General features: G+C 37.8%; 16 protein-coding genes. 14 read left to right on the forward strand and 2 right to left on the reverse strand.

Annotation, left to right across the window (positions count from 1 at the left end; all coding sequences use genetic code 11):
• Positions 1–31: 31 nt before the first annotated feature.
• The gene (locus AC3RVG_RS09840) at positions 32–250 is read right to left on the reverse strand and encodes a hypothetical protein (RefSeq protein WP_489691292.1); all 219 of its coding nucleotides are present in this window, start codon (positions 248–250) and stop codon (positions 32–34) included.
• Between the two features lie 283 nt (positions 251–533).
• Here AC3RVG_RS09840 and acnA point away from each other — a divergent pair, with 283 nt between their 5' ends.
• The 4 genes from acnA to AC3RVG_RS09860 all read left to right on the forward strand — a co-directional run bounded on the left by acnA (position 534) and on the right by AC3RVG_RS09860 (position 6,644).
• Positions 534–3,314: an aconitate hydratase AcnA gene (gene acnA / locus AC3RVG_RS09845; protein ID WP_489691293.1), complete on the forward strand. Its 2,781-nt coding sequence runs from the start codon at positions 534–536 to the stop codon at positions 3,312–3,314.
• A 460-nt stretch (positions 3,315–3,774) separates the two neighbouring features.
• The gene (locus AC3RVG_RS09850) at positions 3,775–4,842 is read left to right on the forward strand and encodes an NADH:flavin oxidoreductase/NADH oxidase (protein ID WP_489691294.1); all 1,068 of its coding nucleotides are present in this window, start codon (positions 3,775–3,777) and stop codon (positions 4,840–4,842) included.
• Between the two features lie 59 nt (positions 4,843–4,901).
• A complete protein-coding gene (locus AC3RVG_RS09855; RefSeq protein WP_489691295.1) occupies positions 4,902–5,921 on the forward strand; it encodes an LLM class flavin-dependent oxidoreductase in 1,020 nt (339 codons plus the stop codon).
• A gap of 75 nt (positions 5,922–5,996) precedes the next feature.
• Positions 5,997–6,644 (forward strand): HAD family hydrolase, encoded by a 648-nt coding sequence (locus tag AC3RVG_RS09860; RefSeq protein WP_489691296.1) that lies wholly within the window; start codon positions 5,997–5,999, stop codon positions 6,642–6,644.
• An 11-nt stretch (positions 6,645–6,655) separates the two neighbouring features.
• On the opposite strand, the gene AC3RVG_RS09865 is transcribed toward AC3RVG_RS09860, so the two are convergent.
• Entirely contained in the window at positions 6,656–8,134 is a 1,479-nt protein-coding gene (locus AC3RVG_RS09865) for an exonuclease domain-containing protein (RefSeq protein WP_489691297.1), read from the reverse strand.
• A gap of 571 nt (positions 8,135–8,705) precedes the next feature.
• Here AC3RVG_RS09865 and AC3RVG_RS09870 point away from each other — a divergent pair.
• The 10 genes from AC3RVG_RS09870 to AC3RVG_RS09915 all read left to right on the forward strand — a co-directional run bounded on the left by AC3RVG_RS09870 (position 8,706) and on the right by AC3RVG_RS09915 (position 22,826).
• Positions 8,706–12,683, forward strand: coding sequence for a BspA family leucine-rich repeat surface protein (locus AC3RVG_RS09870; RefSeq protein WP_489691298.1), 3,978 nt, complete (start codon positions 8,706–8,708; stop codon positions 12,681–12,683).
• 383 nt (positions 12,684–13,066) lie between these two features.
• Positions 13,067–14,917 (forward strand): tetratricopeptide repeat protein, encoded by a 1,851-nt coding sequence (locus AC3RVG_RS09875; protein ID WP_489691299.1) that lies wholly within the window; start codon positions 13,067–13,069, stop codon positions 14,915–14,917.
• Positions 14,918–15,160: 243 nt separating this feature from the next.
• Positions 15,161–15,685: a hypothetical protein gene (locus tag AC3RVG_RS09880; protein ID WP_489691300.1), complete on the forward strand. Its 525-nt coding sequence runs from the start codon at positions 15,161–15,163 to the stop codon at positions 15,683–15,685.
• Positions 15,682–16,488, forward strand: coding sequence for a COG1470 family protein (locus tag AC3RVG_RS09885; protein WP_489691301.1), 807 nt, complete (start codon positions 15,682–15,684; stop codon positions 16,486–16,488). The genes AC3RVG_RS09880 and AC3RVG_RS09885 overlap by 4 nt, the downstream gene beginning before the upstream one ends.
• Positions 16,469–17,176 (forward strand): hypothetical protein, encoded by a 708-nt coding sequence (locus AC3RVG_RS09890; RefSeq protein WP_489691302.1) that lies wholly within the window; start codon positions 16,469–16,471, stop codon positions 17,174–17,176. The genes AC3RVG_RS09885 and AC3RVG_RS09890 overlap by 20 nt, the downstream gene beginning before the upstream one ends.
• Positions 17,157–17,864, forward strand: coding sequence for a COG1470 family protein (locus tag AC3RVG_RS09895; protein WP_489691303.1), 708 nt, complete (start codon positions 17,157–17,159; stop codon positions 17,862–17,864). Before AC3RVG_RS09890 ends, AC3RVG_RS09895 begins: the two co-directional genes overlap by 20 nt.
• The gene (locus AC3RVG_RS09900; RefSeq protein ID WP_489691304.1) at positions 17,827–18,528 is read left to right on the forward strand and encodes a COG1470 family protein; all 702 of its coding nucleotides are present in this window, start codon (positions 17,827–17,829) and stop codon (positions 18,526–18,528) included. Before AC3RVG_RS09895 ends, AC3RVG_RS09900 begins: the two co-directional genes overlap by 38 nt.
• Positions 18,529–18,532: 4 nt before the next feature.
• Complete coding sequence (locus AC3RVG_RS09905) at positions 18,533–19,561, forward strand: polyprenyl synthetase family protein (RefSeq protein WP_489691305.1); 1,029 nt, start codon at positions 18,533–18,535, stop codon at positions 19,559–19,561.
• 4 nt (positions 19,562–19,565) lie between these two features.
• The gene (locus AC3RVG_RS09910; RefSeq protein WP_489691306.1) at positions 19,566–21,047 is read left to right on the forward strand and encodes an NAD(P)/FAD-dependent oxidoreductase; all 1,482 of its coding nucleotides are present in this window, start codon (positions 19,566–19,568) and stop codon (positions 21,045–21,047) included.
• Between the two features lie 147 nt (positions 21,048–21,194).
• Entirely contained in the window at positions 21,195–22,826 is a 1,632-nt protein-coding gene (locus tag AC3RVG_RS09915) for a tetratricopeptide repeat protein (RefSeq protein ID WP_489691307.1), read from the forward strand.
• The last annotated feature ends 49 nt before the right edge of the window (positions 22,827–22,875 follow it).

Raw genomic sequence — 22,875 nt, forward strand, 5'->3', positions numbered from 1 at the left:
ATTGTATAATTAAAGGGGAAAAAACATTTCATCAATATTTTTCTTCTCTGCCAATTTTTCTTTTTTTGCCTTTCCAAAACTGAAGATTGAAACTCCAAACAATATATAAAAAAGTTAAAAAGGTAATTATAATTTCAACTACTCCCATTCCATCTTCGAAAATAAAAGTGCTAGCAATATAAAAAATTGCCATTAAAAATACTGTTTTGAGAGTAGCACTGTTTTTGATGAAATTTAAGATTTTGTTCATGTTGGAGTTTTTTGGAAACGTTTAAATCTACAAAATTTCTTCCCAAACCTTGGATGACATTTCGAAACACTCTTCGATGTGATTGTAATCTGAATACTGAGGATAGTTTTTAGGTTTAGAAATATGAGGAGAAAAAAGCTTCCGAGATGTTTTGTTTCGGGGGCTTTTTTTATGAGAAAATATATCATTAAACGAATGTGTTAACGCCCTGTTAAACAAACACTGTAGCATCTCAACACCATATTTATTGCGTAATTTTAATAGCCAATAAAATAATACCACCATGGAGCAAGATATCTTCAACCTCAAAAAAACACTGGAATCTTCCAACGAAAACTTAACCTACTACAGTCTTCCCGAACTCGAAAAACAAGGGCATAATATTAATAAGATGCCTTTTTCAATTAGAATTCTTCTGGAAAATGCACTTCGCAATTACGATGATTTTTCTGTAACTAAAGACCACTTAGAATCTATTCTAAACTGGAAACCTGCAAAAAGCGAAAAAGATGTAGCTTTCAAACCGGCTCGTGTGCTTATGCAAGATTTTACGGGTGTTCCGGCCGTGGTTGATATTGCTTCCCTTCGTTCCGAAATGGCGCGAAAAGGTGGTGATGCTTCAAAAATAAATCCGTTGATTCCTGTGGATTTGGTGATAGATCATAGCGTGCAGGTAGATTATTTTGCTGCTCAATATGCGTATCAGCAAAATATGGAGGAGGAATACAAACGCAACAAAGAGCGTTATACTTTTTTAAAATGGGCGCAGCGTTCGTTTGATAATTTTAGCGTGGTGCCACCCGGAATGGGGATTTGCCACCAAGTGAACTTAGAATATTTTTCTAAAGGCGCAATTGCCCGCGACGGAATGGTATTTCCAGATACTTTGGTGGGAACCGACAGTCACACACCAATGGTAAACGGAATAGGCGTAGTGGCTTGGGGTGTCGGCGGAATTGAAGCGGAAGCCGCAATTCTCGGTCAGCCTATTTATTTTATTAGCCCAGAAGTAATTGGATTGAAGCTCACTGGAAAACTTCCCGTTGGCTCCACTGCGACCGATTTGGTACTTACCATCGCCAATTTACTACGTAAATACGGCGTGGTTGGTAAATTTGTTGAGGTTTTTGGCCCTGGCTTAGACCATCTTTCGGTGCCAGATAGAGCAACTATTGGTAATATGTCGCCAGAATTTGGATGTACTATTACCTATTTCCCCATAGATAACAAAACGTTGGAATATATGCGAAGCAGTAACCGAAGTGAAGCGCAAATTCAGCTCGTGGAAGATTATTGCAAAGCAAATATGCTTTGGCGTCAAGATGAAGATAAAATTGAATATACCGATGTTTTAGAGTTGGATATTTCGACCGTATTGCCTAGTGTGGCCGGTCCAAAACGCCCACAGGATAAAATTCTTATCACAGATTTAAAAGAAAAATTTATTGAGCTTGAACACGCTTCATTCGGTAGAAAATATATTCAGCATTCGGATCGTGAAGAAGCAGTTACACGTTGGAAGGAAGAGGGTGGAAGTCAACCCGTGGAACAGTCTAATAATCCAGCCACGGACGTTGAAGTTGAATCAAAAATGAAAGATGGTTTAAAAACCGTTTGGATATCGCACGGGAATGAAAAATATATGCTTTCCGATGGTGCTGTGGCTATTGCCGCAATTACGTCTTGTACTAATACCTCCAATCCATTCGTAATGATAGGCGCGGGATTGGTAGCCAAAAAAGCAAGAGAACACGGTATAGATATAAAACGATGGGTAAAAACATCTTTAGCTCCAGGATCTAAAGTAGTAACGGACTATCTGGAAAAAGCCGATTTGCTTAAAGATCTCGAAGCACTTCAGTTTCATTTGGTGGGCTACGGTTGTACTTCTTGTATTGGAAACTCCGGCCCGTTGCCGCCAGAGATTTCAAAAGCAGTTGAAGAAAACGATTTAATTGTGACCTCGGTACTCTCCGGAAACCGAAATTTTGAAGCGCGAATACACCCACAAGTAAAAATGAATTTCTTAATGTCGCCAATGTTAGTCGTGGCTTTTGCCATTGCTGGAAGGGTAGATATGGATCTCACAAAAGAACCTTTAAGTTGCGATCGCAATGGCAAGCCAGTGTTTCTAAAAGATATTTGGCCAACAGACGATGAAATTCACGAAGTAATGAGTGAGGTGCTTACGCCAAAAGATTTCAAAAAGAATTATGACGAAATATTTGAAGGAAACGAAATTTGGAGAAATCTGGAAGTGCCAAATGATAAGCTCTACCAATGGCAAGATGATTCAACATATATAAAAGAAGTGCCATTTTTCCGTGATCTCCCAGACAATCCCAAACCGGTTCAAAATATTAAGGGAGCAAGGGCTTTGTTAATGCTCGGTGATAGCATTACTACAGATCATATTTCGCCCGCAGGAGCATTTTCTGAAGATTCCGCAGCTGGAAAATATTTAATTTCGAGAGGTGTTGAAAAGAAAAACTTCAACAGTTACGGTTCTCGCCGTGGAAACGATGAAGTAATGGTGCGCGGTACTTTTGCCAATGTGCGCATCAAAAATCAATTGGCTAATCGAGAAGGTGGATTTACTACGCATTTACCTTCAGATGAACAAATGACGGTTTTTGAGGCTTCAGAAAAATATATTAAAGATAAAACCCCACTAATTGTGCTTACCGGAAAAGAATACGGTAGCGGCTCTTCGCGCGATTGGGCCGCAAAAGGAACCATTCTTTTGGGAATAAAGGTCGTTTTGGCAGAAAGCTATGAACGCATCCACCGAAGTAATTTAATTATGATGGGCGTGTTACCACTGGAATATTTAAACGGTGAAAGCGCGAAATCGCACGGCCTAACAGGAAAAGAGTACTTCAGTATTACGGGGATTGAAAACGATTTAACACCTTCAAAAAAAGTAACCATAACTGCCAAAACCGATGATGGCAAGGAAATTGAATTTAAAGCTATCGCAAGACTAGATTCCCCAATTGAGGTTGCATATTATCAAAACGAAGGTATTCTGCAATATGTGTTGCGACAATTTTTGAAGAAATAAACTTGTGATTCTAATAGTCCGACCAAAACTCCTCCGAAAAAATTTCAACGGAATAACGCTTTGGCCATTCGTAATTTTAAAACATCATTCATTAAAAAAGGATGCTGTTTTTTTAAATCACGAATGCATTCACCTTCGCCAACAAGCGGAAATGTTGGTGCTGTTTTTCTATTTGTGGTACGTTGTAGAATTTATATTTCGCTGGTTACAATTCGGAAATCGACATAAAGCTTACAGAAATATTTCTTTTGAACGTGAAGCCTACAGAAATGAAGGTAATTTCAGCTATTTACAAAAACGAAAATTTTATGCTTTTCTAAAGTTTGTATACTGATTTTTAGCGAAATCTTAAGTTTTAAAATGTAAGGATGAAGTTGTAAATCCCTCAAAGTTGAAGTAATTCAAAATAATAAAGAATTTCAATAAAATTAATAATAGAGTATAATAATAAAGAATATATATGAGCACCCTTTTTTCCCCATTAAAAATAAAAAATACAATATTTAAAAATAGAACTGTCGTTTCGCCAATGTGTATGTATAGTAGCATTGATGGTTTTGCAAACGATTTTCACTTAGTCCATTTAGGAAGCCGCGCCGTAGGAGGTTCGGCATTAATTATTCAAGAAGCTACAGCTGTTTCACCCGAGGGTAGAATTACCCACGGCGATATGGGCATTTGGAAAGATGACCACATTGAGAAGTCGAAACAAATTGCAGATTTTATACACTCCCAAGATGCTTTAATAGGAATTCAATTGGCACACGCCGGTAGAAAAGCGAGCTACCAATTACCAAAAGATGGTGCCAAAAAGATTGCTCCTAAAGATGAAAACGGTTGGCAAACAGTTTCATCTTCCCCATTGCCTTTTCGCGATGGAGAGCCCGCGCCAATTGCTTTGGATGCTAAAGGAATTGAAAAGGTAAAAAACGATTATGTTGCCGCGACGCGCCGAGCAGAAAAAGCAGGCTACGATGTAGTTGAAATACACGCTGCTCACGGTTATTTATTTCATCAGTTTTATTCGCCTTTGGCAAATGAACGCACCGATGAATACGGAGGAAGTTTTGAAAATAGAATCCGTTTTTTACTTGAAGTAACTGAAGTAGTGCGACAAGAATGGCCCGATGAAAAGCCGCTTTTCGTACGTATTTCTGCAACAGACTGGACCGCTGGTGGATGGACAATTGAGGATTCGGTAAAACTTTCTGTGGAATTAAAAAAACTTGGTGTCGACTTAATCGATACTTCTTCTGGCGGAAATGTACCTCATGCAACTATCCCAACTTCTCCGGGTTATCAAGTAGATTTTGCGGCGCAGATTAAAAAAGAGGCGCATATTTTAACGGGCGCGGTAGGGCAAATAACAACTGCCGAACAATCCGAAGCAATCTTACAAGAAGGAAAAGCAGATTTAGTTCTCTATGCACGCGAAAGCCTAAGGCAGCCTTATTTTTCATTACACGCAGCCCACGAATTAGACGTAAGTATAGATTGGCCTTTGCAATACGAAAGAGCTAAAATTTAAAAATAATATCATGCTGAGCTTGTCCGAGCAATGTCGAATCCAATTATCAAAATAGTATAATGAATAACGAAGAAATTTTAAATAACATCCCTTTTTCAGTCTTAGATTTGGTTCCTGTAATTCAGGGAAGCACTCATAAAGCTGCAATGGAAAACAGTTTGGCTTTAGCGCAAAAGGTTGAAAATTTAGGCTTTAAACGCTTCTGGATTTCAGAACACCACAATGCGGAAAGTCTTGTAAGTTCAGCCACGCCATTGCTTATTGGTTACATTGCTGAAAACACAAAAACCATTCGTGTAGGTTCGGGCGGCGTTATGTTGCCTAATCACGCACCACTTATTGTAGCCGAACAATTCGGAACCCTTGCCACACTTTATCCAGATAGAATCGATTTGGGCTTGGGGCGTGCGCCAGGTACAGATCAAGTTACGGCTCGAGCTCTTAGAAGGGAACGGACGGAAACTGTAAATGATTTTCCGAATGATGTGCAGGAACTGCAACAATATTTTTCAAAAACGAATAAAAACGGGCTTGTAAGAGCTATTCCGGGCGAAGGGTTGGAAGTTCCATTATATCTTTTGGGCTCTAGCACTTACAGTGCACAATTGGCAGGATCTCTAGGCTTACCGTATGCCTTTGCCAGTCATTTTGCACCCACCCATTTGCACGATGCCCTTGGCTTATACCACAGTAATTTTGAAGCTTCCAAACAATTATCGAAGCCGTATGCTATGGCCTGCGTAAATATTGTGGTTGCAGATACAGACGAAGAAGCCGAATATTTAGCAACGAGTATGAAACTTTTTATGTTGAATATAATCCGCAATACGCGTCAGCCTTTGCAGCCGCCAGTAAAAAATATGCAGGATATTTGGAACCCAATGGAAGAAGCACATATTTCGCAAATGATGCAATATACCTTTATAGGAAGTAAAGAAACCGTTCGCGAAAAATTAACTCATTTTGTTGCAGAAACTAGAGTAGACGAAATAATTGCCGTTGCACACATTTATAATCAAGAGGCTAGATTAAAGTCTTTTGAATTATTAGCGCAACTAAAAAAAGAAACTTTAGTTTAATTAAAGTCAATTTTATTTTAAAGGGATGGTTTTAAAAAGATTTGTTTTCTTTGCCACCACAAACAAAATATAACAATGCTAAAAGCAGTACTTTTTGATATGGACGGTGTTATTGTAGACACTGAACCGCTACACCGTAAAGCCTATTTCAATATGTTTGATGAGGTGAATATTAATGTAGGCGAAGAATTGTACGATTCCTTTACAGGGAAATCTACCTTGCCAATATGCAGAACCTTATGTGATCATTTCGAGCTTAAGCACGAACCCGAAAATTTGGTTGCTATTAAGCGGAAGCATTTTAAATATTTGTTTGAAAACGATTCCAGCCTCACATTGCTTGACGGCGTTCACGACCTTATAAAAGATTATCACAGCAACGGATTAACTTTGGTTTTAGCATCTTCTGCATCCATGCCAAACATCAATAGAATTTTTGATAGGTTCGACCTTAATAAATATTTTAAGGCGAAAATTAGTGGTGCCGATTTAAAAGCATCAAAACCGCACCCAGAAATTTTCATAAAAGCCGCTGCACTTGCTGAAGAACACGGCGATCATTGTATGGTTATTGAAGATTCCACCAACGGCATTGTCGCGGCCAAAGCAGCAGGTATTTACTGTGTAGGCTTCAAAAGTCCGCACTCCGTTAATCAGGATTACAGTAAAGCAGATAGAGTAATTACGAGTTTTGAGGAGATATTATTCGCTAAACTACCCTAACCTAACAGGTTTTAAAAACCTGTTAGGTTTTTAAGTAGATTTTCAGTTTCCATTTTCACTGGGCTTTTTTTAAGCGCTTTGATTTTATGATTCGCAAATTGAATCGATTCTTCAAAGTGAATTAAATTTCGCTCGCCATTCTTTTTAAGATGACTTCTAATAATGGCGTGAGTGTGATAACTGGCTTGTTGTAGCTTTAAAAAAGGTTCGTAATCTTCAACATTACAAATGGCGTCACTTCGATCAAAAAATCCAAAACCTTTATATTGTCCTTCAACTACTAGCGCAAAGGCAATTTCGTCTTCTGTTCTGCCTTTTCCCTGTATGGCGAAACTAGGGTTGTTGTCTTTTAAAGATCGAATGGCTCCCATTACTTTCGAGTTGTAATTTTCTATGCTTTCGGTACCATCACAAATACCTTCGCAGTTTTTAATTCGGTAGTGCGAGCACATTTCAACATTACTTTGTAAAGTGCAAAAACGTGGGCAAAGTTTAAAAGTTTCACATATTTCCTCTAGCTTTTCAATAGCTTCTGTTTTATTGTAAAAAGTGCCTACGGAATCGTGCAGTGCTTTTGTTTTCCCCAAAGCCAATTGGATAATTCCACGTTGATTTTCATAACTGATAATCTGATAGGTAGTCGCCGGCCATTTTTGCGCTCGGTTATATTTAGGATAATGCTTTCTAATGTGTTCCGATTCTACTAGCAGCGCCAGCAATTCATTTCCCGTTTTTTCGTAATCTATAAAATGTGTTTCCTGCCCAAGTTGGTATTCCTTCGTCTTTTTATCATAAAAATGTGACAGCACTCTTTTCTTAATATTTTTCGCTTTTCCCGCATAAATCACTTTATGTTTTTGGTCTTTGAAAAGATAAATGCCAGCTTCCTCGGGTAATTCATCTATCTGTTCGGTTGGCAAATGAGGTGGGAGAGTGGCCTGTTTTGAGCGAGGGTTTAAAAAGTTATTGAAGATTTCAAAATCTGCATCTAAAGTAAGTAACCGTTGAAAGAGAATTACCGTGGCATCCACATCGCCTTCCGCTCGGTGACGGTTAATGTGTGGAATATTTATAGTGTTGCAAAGTCGCCCCAAACTATAGGACGACATTTCCGGAATTAACTTGCGTGAAAGCCGGACGGTACAAAGTTTTTTGCGGTTGTAATGCTGCCCTAAAAGCCGAAATTCTCCACGGATTACATTATAATCGAAGCTTACATTATGCGCTACAAAAATTGCGTCTTTCGTAAATTCTTCTATTTTTTCTGCAACTTCAAAAAAGCGAGGTGCATTAGCCACCATAGTATCATCAATCCCCGTAAGCGCCGTAATGTATTGTGGAATATTACGCTCTGGATTTACTAATGTGGAATACTTATCTACCACTCCACCATTTTTTAATAAAGCGATACATATTTCGGTAATTCGATTACCTGCAATACCGCCGCCGGTGGTTTCTACGTCTATTACTGCGAAAAGTTGTGAATGCATTTATTTTTTGCTGAGAATCACAAAGATAAGAAATACTATTTGAAATATTTGGAATAATTCCTACTAAGTGGAAATATTCCGAAACTTTCAATTTATGGTGTCGAAAAATAATTCTCTAATTTTGTGTTTATTGGTTTTCATTTTTCGAAAAATTCAATTTTACAATTTCAAATTCGTTTTTATTTGAAGACATAATTGTTCTTTCTGAAGTATTTCTTATAAATTTTTGACACTTCAATACTCTGAATTGCCAATTATCCTCCAAAAGCAACTGTATTTTGGCATTATCGCCAATAATTAAATAGCTGAAAATGAGGTGTTTTAAAAAATCAACTTGCGTTTCGTCGAAATTATTGGGAATTCACCGATTACAACACGATAATATTATAACTTTCGCTGTTTTTAAAATCGAAAAGTAAAGAGGTCCTACTTTAATTAATATTGAATTTAGTAAGAAAATACTATTCTAATTTGGTTCTTTATTAGTTTCACAACTTAACTTTTTTATTTGAAATCAACATTCCTACCTACGGGAATAAACAGTTTTAATATTAGCCCCAAATCGAAAAAAATGAGTAAATATTTACTTCTACTATTGCTGTGCTTTGCAGTTAACCAAGCAAATGCTCAAGCTGAATTTATCACTTCTTGGAAAACCGACAATCCAGGAACTTCAAATTCTACCTCTATTACTATACCAACCACGGATGCAGGATACAATTATGATGTTGATTGGAACAATGACGGTATTTTCGACGATTTTGGCGTTAGTGGAAATATTACCCACGATTACGGAATCGAGGGTACATATACTGTTGCCATAAGGGGAGATTTTCCTCGTATCTTTTTTAATAATGCCGGCGATCGCCGAAAAATTATAGCTGTAAATCAATGGGGTTCCACAGCTTGGAGTTCCATGAATAGAGCTTTTAGAGGTTGTGCAAATCTTGTTGTAACTGCAGCAGATGCGCCAGACCTTTCCAGCGTTAGCGATATGTCTTATATGTTCGGTAATACTGGGGCATTCAACCAAAACATAAGCAATTGGAATGTTAGCAACGTAACCCTTATGAGAGGTTTATTTGCTTCTGCAACTGCATTTAATCAGAATATAAGTACTTGGAATGTAGGTAGCGTAACTGATATGTCTTTTATGTTTTATAACGCTACGTCTTTCAACCAGAATATAGGTAATTGGAATGTTGGTAGCGTTGAGGATATGACAGGGATGTTTGCAAATGCCTCCGCATTCAATCAAAATATTGGAAATTGGAATGTTACAAACGTAACAGATATGTATTTTATGTTTAATGGAATAGCATTAACTACCATCCATTACGATGCCTTGTTAATAGGTTGGGGTGCCCAGATTTTACAAGACGGGGTGACCTTTGACGCGGGCAATAGTAAATATTGTAATGGTACAATGGCAAGAGAGAGAATGATAAGCTCTTTCGGGTGGATTATAATTGATGGAGGACTAAGTAATCCACCCGTTGCCATTTGTAAAAATATAGTAGTAGAGCTTGATGCCAGCGGCAATGCCAGCATAACAGCAGATGATGTAGACGATGGCTCTACTTTTGGTTGTACGGGATCGGCAACCTTGTCTATATCTCCAGACTCTTTCGATTGTAGCAACATTGGTCCAAACACGGTTACTTTAACAGTTACCGATTCAGTTGGAAACACTAGCAGTTGTACTTCGACTGTAACTATTGAAGACAATATAGCTCCAGTAATTAGTTGTTTGCCAGACGATATTCGCAATACTGATTTTGGCGTTTGTCAATACACTATAGTAGGCACTGAGTTTGATGCAACCTTCACAGATAACTGTGCTAATGGTAGCATCAGTAACGATATTAACGGAACTGCCACTCTTTCTGGGGAAATCCTTCCAAAAGGAATAACTACTGTAGTTTGGATAGCAGACGATGGTAATGGCCAAACCGCTACTTGTACCACAATAATTACAATTGAAGACAATGAAGATCCAATTATTGCTTGCATACCAAACGCAACGCGCGATACGGAAATAGGCTTATGCGAATACACTATCGTAGGCACTGAGTTTGATGCAACGTTTACAGATAATTGTTCCGATGGAATAATCACAAATGATTATAATGCAACAGCTACCCTTGCGGGTGAAATTCTTCCAAAAGGAATTTATACAATTGTTTGGACGGTTGACGATGGCAATGGCCAAACAGCCACTTGCACAACAGTAATTACAATTGAAGACAATGAAGACCCAATTATTACTTGTGTGCCAAACGCAACTCGCGATACTGATTCTGGCGTTTGCCAATACACAGTAATAGGTAACGAGTTTGATGCTACATTCACAGATAATTGCCCAGATGGCAGCATTACCAACAATTTCAATGGCACCGCAACGCTTGCTGGTGAAATATTTCCAAAAGGAATAACAACCATTGTATGGACGGCTAACGATGGTAATGGACAAATTGCCATTTGTAACACAATAGTTACAATTGAAGACAACGAAGATCCAGTTATTACTTGTGCGCCAAACGCAACTCGCGATACTGATCCGGGCGTTTGTCAATACACAGTAATAGGCACTGAGTTTGATGCTTCATTCACAGACAATTGTCCTGATGGTAGCATCACCAATAATTATAATGGAACGGCTACACTTGCGGGAGAAGTTCTTCCCAAAGGAATTTATGCAGTAGTTTGGACAGTAAACGATGGCAATGGTCAATCTGCTACTTGTTCTACAATAATTACGATTGAAGACAATGAAGATCCAATTATTACTTGTGTTCCAAACGCAACGCGAGATACTGATGCGGGTGTTTGTCAATACACGGTAATAGGAAACGAGTTTGACGCCACATTTACAGATAATTGTTCCTCAGGAACTCTCACCAACAATTACAACGGACTTGCGACTATTGCAGGGGAAATCCTTCCAAAAGGAGTTACAACAGTTGTGTGGACGGTTGATGATGGCAACGGTCAAACAACTACTTGTACAACAGTAATTACAGTTGAAGACAACGAAGCTCCAGTTATTAGTTGTGTGCCAAATGCCAGCCGCGATACAAATCCGGGCGTTTGTGAGTACACAGTTCTAGGAAATGAATTTGATGCCACATTCACAGATAACTGCGCAGATGGTAACATCAGTAATAATCTAAATGGTACAGCAACTCTTTCGGGAGAAATCTTACCTACAGGAATAACCACCGTTATTTGGACAATAAATGACGGAAATGGCCAAAATACGAGTTGTACAACTATTATTACAGTAACCGATAATGAAGCACCAGTAGCGGTTTGTCAAAATATTACTGTCCAGCTGGATGCAAATGGCAATGCTGGCATTACCGCTGCAGACGTTGATGGTGGTAGTAATGATGCATGTGGCGTAGCTTCAATAAGCATAGATTTAAACACTTTTGACTGTAGCAATGTTGGTGTAAACAATGTAATCTTAACAGTAACCGACTTAAACGGAAACAGCAGTAGTTGTACCGCAATCGTTACTGTACAAGATGTAACTGCTCCCGAAGTAACTTGCCAAAATATAACTGTGGAACTCGATCCTGTAACTGGCACGGTCACTATTACTGAAACAGATATTCTAAATAGTAGCACAGATTCATGTGGCATCGCAAGTTATGAACTTGATGTTTATACCTTCGACTGTTCCCACACCGGGGCTAATCTCGTAACTCTATCCGTAACCGATGTAAATGGTAATGTTGCCACTTGCACCGCTACGGTAAATGTAGAGGATAACACAAGTCCTGTACTTGTTTGTCAAGATTACACATTAGAACTTGGTGCTAACGGCACGGCAATTCTAAATCCAAGCAATGTTATTGCTTCTAACGACGATATTTGTGGAATCTATACAGTAGCTGTAGATATAACTGAATTTAGTTGCGCAGATATTGGTAATCCAGTTACTGTACAAGTTTTCAGCCAAGATAACAATGGCAATCTTGCAACTTGTACAGCGGTTGTAACTGTAGTAGATAATCTTGCGCCAGTAATTAGCTGTCCTGCAAATCAAACTGTAGATCCAGGAACGAATAATCTGTATTATATACTTCCAGATTATATTGCAACAGACGAGGCTACTGCTGTAGATAATTGTTCCAATCCTATTTCAGAAATCACACAGAATCCAGCAGTTGGCACTCCGCTATCTGACGGCACTTATACTATTTCACTAACCGCAACAGATCAATATGGCAATAGTAGCAGCTGCGAGTTTGAGCTTGTTGTAGAAAGTGTACTTGGTTTAGGCGAAAACAGTCAGAACCTTGGCAGCATTTCAATGTATCCAAACCCAGCAAAAGGGAATGTAACAATTAGCAATCCACAAAGCTTAGAACTTGAGAGCGCCAATATTTATGATTTAACTGGAAGACTAGTACAATCCTTCAACTTAGAAGGAATGATTACTGCCAAAACGCTAAATATTGATAACCTTGCTGCTGCCACTTATGTAGTAATCATCAAAGGTAAAACAGGACAAATAACAAAACGTTTATTAAAGGAATAGTGTTTAATTTTTAATTTCAAGAACCCCTAGTGCTAATGGCGCAAGGGGTTTTGTTTTTAAACGTTCTATTTTTTCTGAAGAGTATTCAAACTAAGAATATTGTTAAAGTATCGTGAAATGAAGTTCGCTTTTCATTCTTGAATTTTATTTTTAAACGAAAAAATCATTGATATGGAAGTCGCAATAGAAAAATTATCACAAGCCTAACAATGTCGTTCTCTTCAATATTTATAGCTATTATAATTTTCTGTGGAAATTAATCGTTTAGCTATCGTCTTCAAAATTTAAAAATATTTGCCAATTAGCTTACTAATACAGTACTAACGAGAAATTTTCACCGTATTATTAGGAATTATTATATATTTAGCACTCCAAACCTCACTATGAAATTATTAATTTTTCTCCCCATATTTTTTTGTCATTTATTAAACTTACACGCACAAACTCCTGAAATCAATAAACTAAAAGAGCAGATAGAGAAAACGGTCTATTCAAACCCTGATTCTACCAAATATTATATGTTCCGTCTTCTGGAGCATTCTGCAAAACTTCACGATACGGTTATTGGCAGAACGTACAGCCATATTGGAATACAATACAACAAACTTGCGGTTACTGATTCTGCCGAGTTTTATATGAAAAAGGCATTGGGGTATACAGAAGAATATCCTAGGCTACACGGAGACATGTATCTAAATCTCGCTATTAATTACCGAATTGGGGCGCGTTATGATGAATCTTTAGAGGCTTGTGAAAAAGCTATTGAAATGTATAAACAAGTTAATAGCCAGCAAGGTATAGGTAGGACTTATGGCGAAATGGCATCTAACTACAATTACATGAAAAACAGCGAAAAAGCGCTGGAATACCTAAAGAAAGCTATTGCTATTTTAAACGATGTAAAAGATGAAAGAGAACTATATGTAGTGAAGCAAAAATTAGCAAACCTATATTATAACAATGGTGATTATGCGTTTGCACTAGATTTATTTGAAGAGGTTTTGCCATCATTCGCAAAATTAAAAGGTAGTAATTATTACGTAACTCTGTTGACTTATTCCAATTGTTTGATTCAATTGAAACTAGATTATAAGAAAGCTGAAAAATCCTTAAATGAAGCAAAAAATGCCTTTCTGGAGATGAACCAGTTGGAGTATAAATGGCTGGCTGTTACTAATCTTGCTAAACTTTATGTTGCTACAGGCAGAACAGAAGAAGCTCAAGTTGCCTTTAAAGAGGCCTACGACGGTTTGTATCAGTTAAATTCTCCTCGATTTTTGGAGACCAGTGTTGGCTATCTTACCTTTTTAAATGATCAAAAACAGTATACAACCGCTCTAAACTTAGTCGCAAAGGTAAAAGCCACCGTAAAAACCCACAGACTAAAAATGAATGCCGACAATGAGATATCTTTTTTAAAGCAAGCTGTTTCTACATACAGTCAAAAAGGAATGGTGCAAAATTCATTGGCAACTTTTGAACGTTTAGATTTTTTAAAGGATTCAGTTAACGATGTTCTTAACAAGGCGAAGGCATTTGAACTTCAAGAATCTTATCAGAATGACCTCCAACTCGAGAAAAATTTTGTTTTAACGAAAAACAACGAGCTTTTGGTTGAAAACAATAGCAAAAAGGATAAAATATTAATGTTGAGTATTTTAAGTTTTGTTTTGATACTTGCATTTGGGATTGTGCTATTTTGGTCTAATAGGCACAAACTAAAACTGCAAGAAGAATTAGTAACAAGCTTAGAAAATAGTAAAGATGTACTAGAGGAGAAGAATAAATTGGCAAGCGAATTACGTGTAGAACGCGAAAAAACGATTGCTAATAAAGAGCAAGAATTGATAGAAGTAACTTTAGAGATTTCAGACATTCAAAAAAGAATAAAGGAATTGGTAGATAACCGAGAAAACCCAGAAAACTCGATGGAATTGGCCGCTAAACTAAACGGTCTGCTGAGCCAGAATAACTATTGGAAATACTTTAAAGGCAAATTTGTTGAGGTTCACCCAGCTTTCGCGGTACAACTTACTGAAATGTTCCCTAATTTATCAGAAAACGAAGTAGCCTTTTGCTGTATGCTAAAGCTTCAACTTTCTATAGATGAAATAGCTTCGTTAATGGGAATTAGTAGGGAACAAGTTGAATCAAAAAAGGCAAATCTTCGAAGAAAAATAGGGATGGGAGATGACCTGCTAGGTTTTGAAAAGTTTATTGACCATCTAGAATAAACATCTTCATTTAAAACTAATTTTTACTGAGCTTCAATCCTAACTTTTTTCCAATTTAGAGAGAATACTTCTTCTTATTAGCACATTAGGATCGTCTAATAATGCGCTATTAATTCACCTTTTTATAATATATTTTTCGCACGCTGTATGTTAAATTTCAGAATGTGAGCTAAAAAAATATGCTCATTATTTAAAATTAATTCACTTAATTCCCTAACTTTGAGTTAATTAAAACTTTTCATTATGAGCATGCCAAGTATTCCACAGCCCTTCAAGAACGAGCTAAAACCTACCGGTATTTTTGATGTAGATTCAACTATAGATGGAGGTCTTGATACCCGATTATCGGGTGGATTTGATGCTACCCATGGTGGCAGTATCGAAACCATTGTAAGTGGTAAATTAGAGACAGACAGTGTACTGAAACTTACAGGCGATCCAAACGAACCGGTAAGTACAGACAGCAAAATTGAGATTTTAAATCTCCCGCGATTCACTTTGGACGATATTAAGGACATGATGAAAGTGCGTGTTCGTATACCAAACTATTCTAATATATGTGTGAAAATGCTAGGGGTAGAGGTATTGAATGTTTGTATGGGGGGTGAAAGCCAAATTATAACGGAACCCTACATTCCCACCTCAGCAGAACTTTGCGAAGATGATTGTTGTGAGCCAGATACACGACCGTTTCCAGGTCGAACAGGGCAGTCAAATCCCGAAGAAACAAAAGATACTATAGCATCTTACAAAAAGCAAAAGCCATGAAAGTCGTTACAGCAGATGCCCATCAGGAAAAAATTAATATAATAGCGAAGGAGATCGTTCTAAATGGCCCTCCTTCTAGCTTGCAAGGAAATATTCAGTTTGAGAATCGCCAAAACGATCCGCTACGGGTAAAGACTCTTGCCCTTGTAGATAAAAACAAAAAACGAATTCAAGATGGCGGGAGAGACTTTTTACAATTCTCTTTTAGACTACGGCCCGGCGAACAAAAATTAGAAACGGTTTATCATCAGCTTCCTTCCACCACACCGCCTGGCACCTATGAAAGTAATATAATGGTAGGCGAAGAAATTCACAAGGTGAAAATGATAGTTCAGCCTTCCATTAATATTGAGGTGTATCCAAATCAATTTACTTTTCAGGATACTTCCCCTGGAACCACCCACGTTGCTGTAATTACGCTTACCAACAAAGGTAATATGCCTTTTGAGGTGCCCGAATTAAAACATGCGGCAGCATTAGATATGGACCTCCTTTGTCGTGCTTTTGGGCAGGGATTTCGAGAGAAAGGAAAGGACGATTTAATGTCTACATTAGATGAGGTTACTAGAAATCTAAAGGCTAATCTTACGGATTGGGCCTCAATTTCTGTAGATGAACACAGTCAAATTGTCCAGCCGGGCGAGTCGCTTCTGCTTCACGTTAACTTCACCCTACCAAAAAATGCCGAGTCAAGACGCGACTACGATGGTAATTTCAGATTTTGGGATAAGGAAATTTCAGTGGTTATAAAGTCGCATAGGGAAAACAACAAAAACACCAGTTATGACAAACAATCAAAGTGATAATTCACTCCCACAAATGCTAACAGATAATTTTCAAAAAATGACAACTGTTTCCATGGAAGCCATGCAACCCTTGGTGGAAAATATGGTTGAAAATATGTCTAACTTCAATAGAACTATTTCTGATAGTGGGCTTCCAACGCTAAATATATTCGGCACGGGAAAGAAAAGTAAATGCTGCCCGCCCGAGGAAACTTGTCCGCCACATTGCATTGCAACTATTAATAGGCAAGCTATGGCTGGAGAGCGTATTATCGTTCCTATAATTGTTTCGAACAAATGCAATACACAAAAAACCTATCGTGTGGGCGTGCGCGAATTGACGGATGTAGACGGCAATCTCGCTCCATCGCAACCTGTTTTAAACAAAACTAGCCTTACTATAGAGCCAGGTCGAAGTGAACGCGTATTAATGACTTTAGACTTAGCCAACTATAATAATGGAAGTAGTTATAAAGCCGAAGTGGTAATTCGGGAAAGAGAGATAAATCAAAATGTATGTTTCACTTTAAATGTGAATGATAATAACGGTACAGAAGTAAGCCCCCTTGACGAGAAAAAATTCAAACTAAAATGGCAAAGTTGGCAATCGCACTTTTACTGCGAACCGCGACCAAATAGATTGAATGCAAATGTTAGAACAATGGAAACTTCTTATAACCAAAAAGATGAGCACACCAAAGGATGATTTTTCAAAAGATGTTGAAGGGATTTTTAAAAAAACTATTGAAATCAACAAGCACTATCTAAAGCAGAGTACAGATATGTTTAAGGAGTTTGGTAGTTCGGGGAAAGAACTTAAAAATTTTAAACTCTTTCAGCCAGAAGTAATGATGGGAGCATTCACTTCATTTACCAAAATGAATCTCGATCATTATAAAAATATGATGGACCTCGGATTCGCTTTAACTAAAAAAGCGTTTGATCCAGCAACTGGTGACACAACAAGTGAAGACCGAGAAAATGCAGAAGAGCCCTCTTTTGTTTTATTGGCAACCACTTATGCTGGTCAAAGAGTAAATCTGCAATTTCTTTTAGATAATATTAAAAATAAAGAAGCTACCTGCCAGTTTGTAAATTCTGAATATATAAATGAAGTCGAACCTTTCAACTCGTTAAATCTTTCAACCAACTTTAAGCCTCAATCGTTTCAATTGGCCCCTGGCGTATCAGAAACTGTGGAAATACAAATTTCGGTTAATGATGATTTAAGCCTTGGAACTTACCAAAGTAAAGTACAAGTACTCGGTTTTGAACCCGCCTATTTTCTAATTAGATTAACGATTGCTGAAAAGCCCGTTGAAAAACCAATTTCAAAAACCATAAAAACTACTGGAAATGGCCGCCAAACAAAAAGAGGAGCAAAAAAAGAGTAGTGGAAGCAGGAAATTGGCAGACGATATTCTTAAGGGAATAAAAAAAGATGAAATACTTTCCAGCGCTCAAAAAGTTATCAATTCTGCAGTTAATGTTCTTGAAGAAGAAATAGCTGCTGGCATACTGGCCGCCAAAAAAATTGAGAAAAAAGTATTAGATGTAGACAACATCCGAAGCAACCCAGACGATCTTATGAATCGTATCCGCAGAGATACCCACGAAGCTGTCGATCTCTTTCTCGATGCAATAACAGCCCTTACACATCAGGTTAATAAGCTTACCAAAACAGAAAATGAAAAGGATGAAAAGTCGGAGGCAGATGCTGTGAAAAAAACTCCAACATTAACACTGCTTGAAACAGAACAGCCCTTAAAACCTGGACAATCGGAAACTTTCAGTTTCACCCTTTTTGAGGATTCTGATAAAGTGACAAAAATTAGTTTTCAAAAAACATCACTTTTCGGTCCAAATGGGCAGTCAATAAATGCTTCAGCTTTAAAAATCACCCCGCTTCGGCTATCATTAAAACCAAAAGAAGAAAGAACAGTGAAAGTTCAGCTTTCCGTACCAAATGACGCACAACCCGGCGCCTACAATTCCTTAATCACAGATTCGGATAATGCCCTCGTAAAAGTAGTTCTCAATGTAGTAGTAATCTCTTAAAACTATGGACACCCTTTTAATGAAAGCGATGCTTGCAAATTATGGTGCCGAAACATTAAAAGGGATCCACGACTTCATACCAGATAAGGAACCTCGCACATATCTCTACAATTTAATTTCTGAATATCCCAACCGCGGCGGTAAAGGCTTTAGGCCTGGGCTTTGCATAGCCGCTTGTAAAGCTTTCGGCGGCAAACAAGAAGAAGCTTCTAATTCTGCTGTTTGTTTGGAGTTACTTCATAATGCATTTCTTATCCACGATGATGTGGAGGACGAAAGTTTTTTCAGAAGAAATAAACCTACGCTACACGAAAGTACCAATACGGCCATTGCCATAAATGTAGGCGATGCTATGCAAGTGCTGGGCCTGTATCCATTATTCAAAAATCGCGAATTGCTGGGGGATAAAGTGTCAATGCAAATTTTTTTAGAAGTGCAGCATATGGTTTCCGAATCTGTAGAAGGACAAGCCATGGAACTAGGCTGGCGAAAAGACAACACCGCAAATCTGCAAGAAACGGACTATCTGCGAATGATTCTCAAAAAAACCTGTTGGTACACTTGCATTCATCCGCTGCGGATTGGTGCCATTATAGGCACAAAGGGGAGGGTGAATCCTGAAAAATTCGACCGACTTGGTTATTTTATGGGCACTTCTTTTCAGATTCAAGATGATGTTTTAAATCTTATTGCCGACGAAGAAAAATATGGCAAAGAAATAGGTGGCGACATTTTAGAAGGCAAACGCACCTTAATGCTAATTCATTTAATGGAAAATTGCAAACCTGAAGAACTTGTGAGAATTTCAGAATTTTTATCTGTTCCCATCAGGCAAAGAACAAATGTGGATGCAAAGGAAATTTTAGAATTAATGCACAGCTACGGCGCGATTACACACGCCAAACACACCGCCCAATATTTGGCGGGTGCTGCATTAAAAGAATTCTATACCATTTTTTCCAGATTGCCCGATTCTGAAGACAAAAGTTTGATTGAAAATATTATCATTTATATGATAGACCGCGAATACTAAAACTATGCTAACCGTAAAACCTAAAATTAATTATGATTGCGATGTGCTCATCTCTGGTGGCGGTCCCTCCGGCAGTGCTTTAGCGTTTCATTTGGCGAAAAAAGGCATTAAGGTTATTGTTGTAGAAGCCGGAAAATTTCCGCGCGATAAGGTTTGTGGCGATGGTGTAAGCCCTATCGCTTTAGCCGAATTGAATAAAATGGGCATTACCCAAACCCAGAAATTTGCAAAAGCCAACGAAATAAAAAAGGTAGGATTGTTTTTAAAAACAGACCAAGTATTTATAAATCTTTCAAAACCCGAACACTTGCAATTCCACGCGCGAATTATACCGCGGATAGAATTGGACGCAATGATTTACGAAGCTGCAAAAAAAGCGGGTGCTTCCTATTTGGAAAATTGTCGTGTGGTTAATTATAAAGTTACTCCCAATGCAGCAATAGTAACGGTAAAAAACGGGCGGGAAGAACAGCATATTAAAGCGAAACTAGTAGTGGGTGCCGATGGCAGTAGATCGACCATTGCGCGGCAAATGCACGGCAGCAAACCCCAAGACGATTACCAACTTTTGGGGCTTCGTGCTTATTACAATAATGTAAACGGCCCTACAGACAGGGTGGATATTTATTTTAGTGAAGAAGGATTTCCCGGAATTTTTTGGATGTTTCCGAAAGGAAAAAATGATGCGAATGTGGGCATGGCTATGATTTCGCAGACTTTTCCGCATAAGCCAGATCATATCAAAAAACTACTTACAGATCACATTGCCACACATCCCGAAATTGCAGAACGCATCGGGAACGGTACTTTGGAAGCTAAAATGGAAGGTTGGCCTATTACTTTTTTCAACGCTTCAAAAAAGTTGATTGCCGACAGAATACTATTAGTAGGCGAGGCGGCAGGGCTTATAAATCCTTTGAGCGGCGATGGTATTCAATATGCGCTTTTAAGTTCGCGCTGGGCGGCAGAAACTATTGAAAATTGTGTTGCCGAAGATGATTTTTCTGAAACAGCTTTGAACTCCTATTCGCAAAAAGTGCATAAAGAAGTAGGTTTCGACTTTGCGCTTTCTAATTTGTTAGTGCAATTTCCCCGAAACAAAACCCTCACCAAAGTTTGGATGCAAATTCTTACAGTCGTTATAGCCCGCGCTAAGGAAGACAAAGGATATGCAGATATTATAGCCGGTATTTTTGAAGGAACATATCCATCATATAAAGCGCTAAATTTTCCTTTCATTTTAAAATCGTTAAAACAAGGAGGAGTGGAAATATCAAAAGCCTTAAGTCACCAAATAAAAAACCCCAACAGTTTGCTTGATACTAGTGCAGATGCTGTGCAATTTCTCTTCAATATAATTGAAGAGGTAAAGGCAAACCCTGTAGAGCAATTAAAATGGGCGGGAAGCACACTATCCAAAACCGCGGCTGTAGCAGGACATGTAGCACGCACGGTAGATTTTAAAAAGCTTCGGAAAGAATTTTAAACTATTGTGAACCTGAACTTAATATAACTCAAAATTGAGTATTGATACTTCTTGATTTCTTAATCTCACATTTTTTTTACAATATATCTTCAAAATCATACCCTCAGAAAATTCAAATAGTTTTATTTTCGTTTCCAAAGTCCCCAAATGAAGTTTGTTGAAAAAATAATAATTCTATCCCTCTTCCTTTTCAGTTCGATTATATTCGGTCAAACTATAAATCAATTAGAGTGCGAAAAATTAATTGAGCGAGGCATTGAATTGATGTTTCAAAAAAAGCATGTTCAATCATTAGAATTACTTGTTGAGGCGAGCGCTGTAGCTGAAGAAAATAATTGGCCTAAACAGGAATTTCGTGCCTTGCTTAATACAGGTTCCAATTATTATCTTATGTCAGCCTTTGGTGAGGCTTTAGATTATTATCTGTTAGCCTACGAAATAGCAATAACAGATCTTGAAACCAAAGATGAACTTACAGTACTGAACAATATTGGTATTCTCTATTTTCAAGATGAAAAATTAGACAAAGCCAAAGAATATTTTCTGAAGGCGTATAATCTAAGTTTCAACCTCGACAACCGAAGTAAACACGGGTATTATGCTATCAACCTGGCGTTGGTTGCCAACAAAATGAATGCCCAGGAGGAGGCCAGTAAATATATAGAGGAAGCATTACCGCTTGTAAAAGATCAACCCAAAGTAGCCGTAATGGCTAAAATGGCCCAAGCAGAAAACCTTGTAATACGGCAACTGTTGGAACAGGCGAAAGATTTATCGCTTGAACTATTGCCACAATTGCAGGGGGAGGCAAATGCAGACAACAAAGTATTTATTCTAATTTTACTTTCCCAAATATCCCAAAAGCAAAAAAAGTATAATCAGAGCCTTGAATATGCACAAATGGCAAGACAAGGTTCCATCGCAATGGAAAATAGGGAAGATGTGTATGATGCGCTTTCTAAAGCATATGTGTCATTAAATGATTATGATAAGGCACTAATTTATAAGGATAGTGTTTTAGTAGCTCGCGATACCCTTCAGCAAATTAGAAATAACGTGCGTTATGAAAACAATAAAATTAAATTTGAACTACAAAACTACGCGCACCAATTAAGCGAAAGTCAAATACTCCTAAAAAAAGAACGACGTTTTTTCTATATCATCACTACTTGTATCGTTTTACTACTTATCTCTATTATTTGGATATTTCGAAACTATGCAATTAGACACCGGCAACGTAAAAAAATTGCCGAGTTGGAACTTGAACAGGAAAAAAGCAAAAGGCTACTGGCCGAAAAACAGATGCGTGAACAGGAAGCTCTGGTTAACTTAGAACAGGAGCGCTTTAAAAATGAGTTGGATATTAAAAATAGAAAACTAACCTCAAAAGCACTTTATCTTTCTAGCAGAAATGAATTGATAGAGGAAATCGTTGATACCTTTACGGCAAATCCGCAGGTAAAAGCCCAGCCAGATTTGCTTATTCAAATAAAAGAACTCAGTAAACATTTAAAGAAAAATCCGCAGCTCGATAGTTTTTTCAGCCATTTTGAAGAGGTTAATCCTGGTTTCTCCAGTCGACTTCTAAAACACAATCCAGGTTTAACGCAACAGGATGTTCGTTTTATAATATATCTTCATATGAATTTAAGTAATAGTGAAATTGCTTCCCTTCTTAATATCACTCCTCAGTCTTGTAGAAAACGCAAAGAACGTATTCGTAAAAAATTAAAGCTTTCAAACGACGTTTCCTTAGCCGCTTATATAGCAGATATATAGGTTGGTGTCACATTTTCTTACCCGTATTGTCACAAAATGTCACGCCTGT

It is taken from the genome of Aequorivita sp. IT1282 (assembly GCF_058068205.1).